The sequence below is a fragment of the Rhodococcus sp. ENV425 genome, assembly GCF_002887785.1.
Taxonomy (GTDB): domain Bacteria; phylum Actinomycetota; class Actinomycetes; order Mycobacteriales; family Mycobacteriaceae; genus Rhodococcus; species Rhodococcus aetherivorans.
The window spans coordinates 1-7,120 of record NZ_PCZU01000153.1 but is presented as its reverse complement, the minus strand read 5'-3'; the positions used below and the strand labels follow the sequence as shown (position 1 = coordinate 7,120).

Annotated in this window: 9 protein-coding genes and 1 tRNA gene; 3 read left to right on the top strand and 7 right to left on the bottom strand. The window is 72.4% G+C overall.

Going from position 1 to position 7,120, the window contains the following annotated elements; translation table 11 throughout:
• Positions 1-46: 46 nt before the first annotated feature.
• The 3 genes from CQZ88_RS12235 to CQZ88_RS12225 all read right to left on the bottom strand — a co-directional run bounded on the left by CQZ88_RS12235 (position 47) and on the right by CQZ88_RS12225 (position 2,463).
• On the bottom strand, positions 47-433 hold the full coding sequence (locus tag CQZ88_RS12235; RefSeq protein ID WP_006939334.1) for a DUF2784 domain-containing protein: 387 nt from the start codon (positions 431-433) through the stop codon (positions 47-49).
• A 47-nt stretch (positions 434-480) separates the two neighbouring features.
• A complete protein-coding gene (locus CQZ88_RS12230; protein WP_006939335.1) occupies positions 481-879 on the bottom strand; it encodes a universal stress protein in 399 nt (132 codons plus the stop codon).
• A 141-nt stretch (positions 880-1,020) separates the two neighbouring features.
• The gene (locus tag CQZ88_RS12225; protein ID WP_006939337.1) at positions 1,021-2,463 is read right to left on the bottom strand and encodes an SDR family oxidoreductase; all 1,443 of its coding nucleotides are present in this window, start codon (positions 2,461-2,463) and stop codon (positions 1,021-1,023) included.
• 146 nt (positions 2,464-2,609) lie between these two features.
• On the opposite strand from CQZ88_RS12225, the gene CQZ88_RS12220 reads away from it, so the two are divergent.
• Positions 2,610-2,834 (top strand): PLDc N-terminal domain-containing protein, encoded by a 225-nt coding sequence (locus tag CQZ88_RS12220; protein ID WP_065922566.1) that lies wholly within the window; start codon positions 2,610-2,612, stop codon positions 2,832-2,834.
• Between the two features lie 76 nt (positions 2,835-2,910).
• Here the strand turns inward: CQZ88_RS12220 and CQZ88_RS12215 are convergent.
• A tRNA-Leu gene (locus CQZ88_RS12215) sits at positions 2,911-2,996 on the bottom strand.
• A 113-nt stretch (positions 2,997-3,109) separates the two neighbouring features.
• On the opposite strand from CQZ88_RS12215, the gene CQZ88_RS12210 reads away from it, so the two are divergent.
• The gene (locus CQZ88_RS12210; protein WP_006939341.1) at positions 3,110-4,471 is read left to right on the top strand and encodes a M20/M25/M40 family metallo-hydrolase; all 1,362 of its coding nucleotides are present in this window, start codon (positions 3,110-3,112) and stop codon (positions 4,469-4,471) included.
• A 29-nt stretch (positions 4,472-4,500) separates the two neighbouring features.
• On the top strand, positions 4,501-5,034 hold the full coding sequence (locus CQZ88_RS12205; protein WP_006939343.1) for a YbhB/YbcL family Raf kinase inhibitor-like protein: 534 nt from the start codon (positions 4,501-4,503) through the stop codon (positions 5,032-5,034).
• A gap of 110 nt (positions 5,035-5,144) precedes the next feature.
• On the opposite strand, the gene CQZ88_RS12200 is transcribed toward CQZ88_RS12205, so the two are convergent.
• The 3 genes from CQZ88_RS12200 to CQZ88_RS12190 all read right to left on the bottom strand — a co-directional run.
• Positions 5,145-6,215 carry a quinone-dependent dihydroorotate dehydrogenase gene (locus CQZ88_RS12200; protein ID WP_006939345.1) on the bottom strand — a complete coding sequence of 357 codons (1,071 nt, stop codon included), beginning with the start codon at positions 6,213-6,215 and terminating at the stop codon, positions 5,145-5,147.
• A 41-nt stretch (positions 6,216-6,256) separates the two neighbouring features.
• Positions 6,257-6,517, bottom strand: coding sequence for a DUF5703 family protein (locus CQZ88_RS12195; RefSeq protein WP_006939347.1), 261 nt, complete (start codon positions 6,515-6,517; stop codon positions 6,257-6,259).
• A partial coding sequence (locus CQZ88_RS12190; protein WP_374703823.1) for a YncE family protein occupies positions 6,517-7,120 on the bottom strand: 604 nt, incomplete at its 5' end. The genes CQZ88_RS12190 and CQZ88_RS12195, both read right to left, overlap by 1 nt.

Genomic DNA, 7,120 nt, shown 5'->3' with positions numbered 1-7,120 from the left:
GTAGACGACGATGTCGAGATCGCGGGAGGCAGTCATGCGCCACACCCTACTGCCGGGTAAGTCGGGATGCGACGCGGCTCACACGACGGCGCCGCAGCCACCAGCCGAGCCAGGACACCACGATCGTCACCGCCACCGCGGCCCGCACGAGCCCCACCGCCGATTCCGGGTAGATCACCCCGGTCAGGTAGTGGTCGATGAACCCGCTCGGCGGCAGGCCGGCGATCCCGGCGCGGCGCCGCGCCCAGTTCTCCAGATCGGTCAGCGGGCAGTCGAACCCGACGAGGACGGTGGCGAACCCCCACACCACCGCCACGACGTGCAGCACCAGCGTGCGGGGCCACCGCCACGCCAGGAAACCGCCGAACGTCACATACAGCAGGAAGGCCAGGTGCACGACCACGGTGACGTCGGCCAACAGCCGGTACGCCATGCCGCCAGCCTATCCGGATCGGGCGGGGGAGCGGCAGTTCCGGGCTTCTATCCTGCGTCCGCGTCGGTGCCCTTGACGACGAGGACGGGCACCGGCACCTCGAGCAGCAGCCGCTGCAGGCGTCGTTCCAGCAGGAACTTGCCGAGCGCGTTGCGGTCGCGGGTGCCCACCACGAGACGTTCCGCGCCGGACCGCTCCACCAGGTCGACGAGGGCGCCGACCGGGTCCCCGTCGTGCACCGCCGTCCGCAGCTCCCACCCGTCGGCGCCGAGGGCGGCGGTGACGTCCGTGCGGACCGACTCGAGTTCCCGCTGCCCGGACGGGCCGTCGTCGTCGACCGCGACGAGCACGAGGGTCGTGCCGTCGCTGTGTGCGGCCTCGCGGGCGGCCGTGGTGAGCGCGGCATGTCCTTCCGGGGTCGCGGCGTGGACTACGGCAACGGGCATGGGGTCCTCCGGGGGCGGCGGTGACGTGTGCCTTCCAGTATCCCCGTCCGGGGGTCTCCCTGGCCGCTCCCGGCGGTGTGGAACTGGTCTCCACCTGCGGGGACGTGTCGGATGGATCTCAGCTGCCGGGTGCCGGCGCGCTCACCACGGGGCCGGGCGGTAGTCCTTGAGGAAGCAGCCGTACAGGTCCACCCCGGCCTCGCCCTGCACGATCGGGTCGTACACGCGGGCCGCCCCGTCGACGAGGTCGAGCGGGGCGTGGAAGCCCTCGTCGGCCAGGCGCAGCTTCGTGTGGTGGGGCCGTTCGTCGGTGATCCAGCCGGTGTCGACGGCGGTCATGAGGATCCCGTCGGCGCGCAGGTCCTCGGCGCTGGTGCGGGTGAGCATGTTCAGCGCGGCCTTGGCCATGTTGGTGTGCGGGTGCCCGGCGCCCTTGTACCGGCGCCCGCCGAACTGCCCCTCCATCGCCGAGACGTTCACCACGTACGTGCGGCGGGCCGGGGACGCCGCCAGGGCCGGTCGCAGGCGATTGACCAGGATGAACGGGGCCACGGAGTTGCACAACTGCACCTCGAGCAGTTCGAGCGGCTCGACCTCGCCGACCGTCTGCACCCAGCTGTTGGTGTGCACCAGGTCGGGCAGCAGGCCGCCGGCGTCGACCGCGACCCCGGCAGCGATCCGTGCGGGAGTCGCCGACCCGGCGACCAGCGCGAGCGAGGTGAGCGACTCGGCGGTCAGCTCGGACGGCAGCGACCCGGCCAGCGCGGCCGGATGGGCGTCCGAGGGCTTGCCGAAGGTGAGCACCTCCGGCAACGGACCCGCCGGCAACGGGCCGGACTCGGACTCGGCGAGGGCGGAGTACGCGCCGGGGGAGCGGCGCACGGTCTGCGCGGCGTTGTTGACGAGGATGTCCAGCGGGCCCTGCGCGGCCACGTCGTCCGCGAGCGCCACCACCTGGGCGGGGTCGCGCAGGTCGATGCCGACGATCCGCAGCCGGTGCAGCCAGTCGGGGCTGTCGTCCATGGCGGCGAAGCGGCGGATCGCGTCGTTCGGGAAGCGGGTCGTGATCGTCAGGTGGGCGCCGTCCCGCAGCAGCCGCAACGCGATGTACATGCCGATCTTGGCGCGGCCGCCGGTGAGCAGCGCCCGCCGTCCCGTCAGATCGGTACGGGCGTCCCGTTTCGCGTGGTTCTCCGCGGCGCAGCGCGGACACAGCTGGTGGTAGAACGCATCGACCCGGGTGTACTTGTCCTTGCACACGTAGCAGCCCCGCGGCCGGATCAGGGTGCCCGCGCTCGCCCCCGGTGCGTTCGAGCTCAGCGCGATCCCGGCCGTCTCGTCGTCGATGCGGGTGGGCGATCCGGTCGCCGTCGCCGCGAGCACCTGCCGGTCCGCGGCGACCTTGGCCCGGCGGGTCTCGTTGCGGCGCAACTGCTTGAGCTTCTTGAACATGCTCCCGACGGCGCGCTGCACCGTCACCGAATCCGGATGGTCGGCGTCGAGCTCGTCCACGAGGGACAGGACGCGGAGGCAGGTGGCGAGGTCGGCCGGGTCGATGCCCGACGCGTCGGTGTGCGAAGTCATGGGCCTGTTCGTCGTGTGGTGCGGTACCGACCGATGGTATCCGGCGGTGCGCGCGGGGCCGACCCCGCGGGACCTGTGGCCCTGCCCACGGCGCCCGAAACCTGGCAGGCTCGGGCCGGAAGGATCCCCGACCCCAGGAGACGACGATGACCGCACGGCGCCGCCCCAAGTTCCGCGACCTGTCCCCGCGGCAGCAGACGCTCGTTCTCACGCTCGCCTGCGTGCAGCTCTCGCTCGCGGCGACGGCATGGATCGATCTGGCGCGGCGCCCGGCGGACAAGGTTGCGGGCAGCAAGGCGAAGTGGGCTGCGATGATCGCCGTGAACTGGATCGGTCCGATCGCGTACTTCCGCCGCGGCCGGATCGGCTGAACGGCTCCGGCGCCGCAACGGCGAAGGCCCCGAACCTGATCGGTTCGGGGCCTTCGCCGTCTGTCTCGACTCGGAGTGTCCGAGGGGGGACTTGAACCCCCACGTCCGTTAATAGGACACTAGCACCTCAAGCTAGCGCGTCTGCCATTCCGCCACTCGGACCTGCTCCGCTCCCACTTCCGCGGGCGCTGTGAAAGAGTAACCCACCGCGTCGCGGCGCCCAAATCGCCCCGCCCACCTGCGTGTTTGCCGAGATCGATGGTAGACAGGGGACCGTGTCCACAACATCGAATCCCGCCCAGCCGGCCGGCGGATCCCGCGCCGAGGCCGAAGTCGTCGACCTGGTGTCGCAGCTGATCCGCTTCGACACCTCCAACACCGGAGACCTCGCCACCACCCGCGGCGAACGGGACTGCGCGATGTGGGTGGCGGCGCGGCTCGAGGAGGTCGGCTACACCACCGAATACGTCGAATCCGGGGCTCCCGGCCGGGGCAACGTGTTCGCCCGCCTGCCGGGTGCCGACCCGTCCCGGGGCGCACTGCTGCTGCACGGGCACCTCGACGTGGTCCCCGCCGAACCGGCCGACTGGAGCGTGCACCCCTTCTCCGGCGCCGTCGAGAACGGCTACGTCTGGGGTCGCGGCGCGGTCGACATGAAGGACATGGTCGGGATGATGCTGGCCGTCGCCCGCCGATTCAAGGCCGAGAACATCGTGCCGCCGCGCGACCTGGTCTTCGCGTTCCTCGCCGACGAGGAGGCCGGCGGCACCTACGGCAGCCACTGGCTCGTGCGGCACCGCCCCGACCTGTTCGACGGCATCACCGAGGCCGTCGGCGAGGTCGGCGGATTCTCCCTGACCGTGCCGCGCCGGGACGGCGGGGAGCGCCGCCTCTACCTCGTCGAGACCGCCGAGAAGGGCCTCGGCTGGATGCGGCTGACCGCCAAGGGCCGCGCCGGCCACGGCTCGTTCCTGCACGAGGACAACGCCGTCACCGCCCTCGCCCGGGCCGTCGCCCGGCTCGGCACCCACACCTTCCCGCTCGTGCTGACCGACTCCGTCGCCGAGTTCCTCGCCGCCGTCGCCGAGGAGACCGGACTCGACTTCGATCCAGCCTCGCCCGACCTCGACGGCACCCTCGCCAAACTCGGGTCCATCGCCCGCATCGTCGGCGCCACCCTGCGCGACACCGCCAACCCCACCATGCTCGACGCCGGGTACAAGGCGAACGTCATTCCCCAGACGGCGCAGGCCGTCGTCGACTGCCGCATCCTGCCGGGCCGGCGCGCCGAGTTCGAACGCACCGTCGACGAACTGATCGGCCCGGACGTCACCCGCGAGTGGATCACCGACCTCGACTCGTACGAGACCACATTCGACGGCGACCTCGTCGAGGCGATGAACGCGGCGATCCTCGCCCACGATCCCCTCGGCCGGACCGTGCCCTACATGCTCTCCGGCGGCACCGACGCGAAGGCCTTCGCCAAGCTCGGCATCCGCTGCTTCGGGTTCGCCCCGCTGCAGTTGCCCCCGGAGCTGGATTTCGCCGCGCTGTTCCACGGGGTGGACGAGCGTGTCCCGGTCGACGCGCTGCGTTTCGGCACCCGCGTCATGGAACACTTCCTGCTGCACGCCTGAGCACACCAGCACCCAGAGAAAGGACCGGTATGGCCCACGACCCGTACGCGCCGCTGCCCGACCTGCCCACGTTCGAGCTCACCAGCGAGGACATCACCGACGGTCGGCCGCTGAAGCCGGCACAGGCCAGCGGGATCTTCGGGGTTCCCGGCGGGCAGGACATCTCCCCGCAGCTGTCGTGGTCGGGCTTTCCCCCCGAGACCAAGAGCTTCGTCGTCACCGTGTTCGACCCCGACGCGCCGACCGCGTCCGGGTTCTGGCACTGGGCGGTGGCGAACATCCCGGCCTCGGTGACGTCGCTGCCCGCCGGCGCCGGCGACGACACCGGCTCCGGCCTGCCCGAGGGCGCGGTCACCCTGAAGAACGACGGCGGCCTGCACCGCTTCCTCGGCGCGGCCCCGCCGGCCGGGCACGGCCCGCACCGCTACATCGTGGCCGTGCACGCCCTCGACGTGGACAAGCTCGACGGGGTGGGCACCGGCTCGACGCCCGCGTTCCTCGGCTTCAACGTGTTCTCGCACGCGATCGCGCGCGCGACGCTGCACGGCACGTTCGAGCAGTAGACCGCGTTCCGCGGATCGCCTCCGCACCGGAATCGGACAGGCACACCCGTCCGGACGGGTGTGCCTGTCCGGACGGGCGTGTCCCGGCCCGCCGAGCCGGGCTCGGCGGATCAGACGCGGGCGTCCGCGCCGACCGCCTCGGCGACCGAACCGAAGCCCGCGGCCCGCACCTTGCGGGCGAGGCCCTTGTGGATGCGGCGCGCCCAGAACGGGCCGCCGTAGATGAAACCGGTGTAGCCCTGCACCAGCGACGCGCCGGCGAGGATCCGCTCCCACGCCTGCTCGGCGGTCTCGACGCCGCCGACCGAGATCAGCACCAGCCGGTCACCGACCCGCGCGTGCAGCCGGCGCAGCACCTCGAGCGAGCGCTCCGCGACCGGCGGACCGGACAGGCCGCCGGCGCCGATCTCCGCGATCCGGGCCGGATCGGTGCGCAGCCCGTCCCGCCGGATGGTGGTGTTGGTGGCGACGATGCCCGCCAGCCCGAGCTCGACGGCGAGGTCGGCCACCGCGTCGATGTCGTCGTCGGACAGGTCGGGGGCGATCTTCACCAGGACCGGCACGTGCACGGTGTCCAGCACCGCCGCGAGCAGCGGCCGCAGCGACTCGACCGCCTGCAGGTCCCGCAGCCCGGGCGTGTTGGGGGAGGAGACGTTGACGACGAGGAAGTCGGCGAGCGGGCCGAGCAGCCGCGCGCTGGCGGTGTAGTCGTCGGCAGCGTCCCCGGGCGCGACGATCTTGGTCTTGCCGATGTTCGCGCCGATGGGGACCGTGTGCACGCGGGTGCGCAGGCGGTTCGCGGCCTCCCCGGCCCCGTGGTTGTTGAAGCCCATCCGGTTGATCAGCGCCCGGTCCGCGGGCAGACGGAACAGCCGGGGCGCCGGGTTGCCGGGCTGCGCCTGGGCGGTGACGGTGCCGATCTCGGCGAACCCGAAGCCGAGGGGGCCCCAGGCGTTCACCCCGGCGGCGTCCTTGTCGAAGCCGGCCGCAAGACCGAGCGGGGCCGGGAACGTCACCCCGAACACCGTGTTGCGCAGCACCGGATCGTCGACGACGAGGACCTTCGCGATCAGCGCCCGCAGCGGCGGGACCCGGGTCGCGAGCCGCATCGCCGTGAACGCGATGTGGTGGATCCGCTCCGGCGGCAGCAGGAACAGCAGTCGAAGGAACAAGCGATACACGTAACACTCCCTGCAGGCCCGGGCGGTGCCCGGGGTCGGCGTCAACGAACGGTGGGTTCGGGAACGTGGTGGCCGGTCTTGCGGCGGCGCAGCAGCACCCGGCGGCTGCCGTCGGGATACAGCCGCACCCGCGTCAGCTCCCAGCCGTGGAACTCGGCCTGGATGGCGAGCCGCAGCGACGCGCTGACCCGGGACACGTCGCGCGGCAGCCGCAGCGGCACGTACTCGTACTCGTCGTTGCTGGTGTCCCAGCCCACCGGCAGCCGGGTCCACCGGCCGCCCACCTCGCGTGCCCCTGCCATCACACACCCCCGATCGGGATCCGCTGCAGTCCGTCCCCGGTCGCGGACCCGATCACCAGGACCGCGTCGGTGGCGTCGACCGCCACCGAGTTCGGTTGCCGCACCGTCGCGTACCGGCCCCGCTCCTGCGGAATCCCGGTCGACAGATCGTAGCCGATGACCTCGTTGCTGCCGGTCGAGGTGACCCACACGAGATCGTTCGCGGTGTCGTAGGCGACGCCGTACGGGGCGTTCGGCACCGGGTAACGCTGGCGCAGCACCAGCGGGTCGAGGGTGTACACGTGCAGTTCCCCGCCGCGGGTGTCGGTCACCAGCACCCGGCCGAACGGATCGGTGGTCAGCTGCGTGGCGCCCTCCCCGGCGCGCAACGCCAGCCCCAGATCACCGTCGGCGACGTCGACCTCGGTCAGCGAGGTCTGGCGACGGTCCAGGGCGGCGAGCGACGTGCCCACGGCGGCGAGCGCGTCGACCGAGGCCAGGCCGGGGACGGTCTGCGTCGCACCCGACGCCGGGTCGACGACGTGGGTGACACCGTCGGCGGTGCCCACGGCGAGGCGGCCGTCCGCCAGCACGGCCGCGGCGCGGGCGTCGCCGTCGACCGGC

What these genes read in the sequence shown, in the direction of transcription:
- CQZ88_RS12220 (WP_065922566.1), top strand. Translation starts at nt 2,610, where the DNA reads ATGACCGCACGGCGCCGCCCCAAGTTCCGCGACCTGTCCCCGCGGCAG.
- CQZ88_RS12205 (WP_006939343.1), top strand. Translation starts at nt 4,501, where the DNA reads ATGGCCCACGACCCGTACGCGCCGCTGCCCGACCTGCCCACGTTCGAG.
- CQZ88_RS12235 (WP_006939334.1), bottom strand. Translation starts at nt 433, where the DNA reads ATGGCGTACCGGCTGTTGGCCGACGTCACCGTGGTCGTGCACCTGGCC.
- CQZ88_RS12195 (WP_006939347.1), bottom strand. Translation starts at nt 6,517, where the DNA reads ATGGCAGGGGCACGCGAGGTGGGCGGCCGGTGGACCCGGCTGCCGGTG.
- CQZ88_RS12225 (WP_006939337.1), bottom strand. Translation starts at nt 2,463, where the DNA reads ATGACTTCGCACACCGACGCGTCGGGCATCGACCCGGCCGACCTCGCC.
- CQZ88_RS12230 (WP_006939335.1), bottom strand. Translation starts at nt 879, where the DNA reads ATGCCCGTTGCCGTAGTCCACGCCGCGACCCCGGAAGGACATGCCGCG.